The sequence below is a fragment of the Halomonas marinisediminis genome (assembly GCF_004347715.1).
GTDB lineage: Bacteria > Pseudomonadota > Gammaproteobacteria > Pseudomonadales > Halomonadaceae > Halomonas > Halomonas icarae.
Map to the genome: position 1 here is coordinate 1 of NZ_SLTR01000140.1, position 330 is coordinate 330.

The following is a 330-nucleotide window of genomic DNA, read 5'->3' on the forward strand; positions in this document are numbered from 1 at the left end:
GCCCATTTCCAGACCGGCGGGCGGGCTACGGACCAGCTGCGGCCCGTGGGCATCCGCCAAGCCAACCCGGTGGGCCTGTTCGATGTCTACGGCAATGCCGAGGAACTGATGCTGGAGCCGTTTCGGCTGAACGCGGTGGGGCGGCGCCACGGGCAGGCGGGCGGGTTGGTCACCCGCGGCGGTGCGATCGATGCGGAGGCGGCGCAGATCTACACCGCCCAACGTCGCGAATATCCGATGTTCAATCCGCGCACCGGCCGCGCGCTGGCGGGCACGTTTTTCGGGATGCGCCCGGTGATTGCCGCCCATATCGTCGCCGAGGAGAGCTTC

Annotated in this window: 1 protein-coding gene; it reads left to right on the top strand. The window is 69.1% G+C overall.

Features of this window, described 5'->3' with window-relative positions; all coding sequences use genetic code 11:
• Window positions 1–330, top strand: a 330-nt coding sequence (locus E0702_RS16125) for an SUMF1/EgtB/PvdO family nonheme iron enzyme (protein ID WP_165927574.1), incomplete at both ends; no start/stop codon positions are given.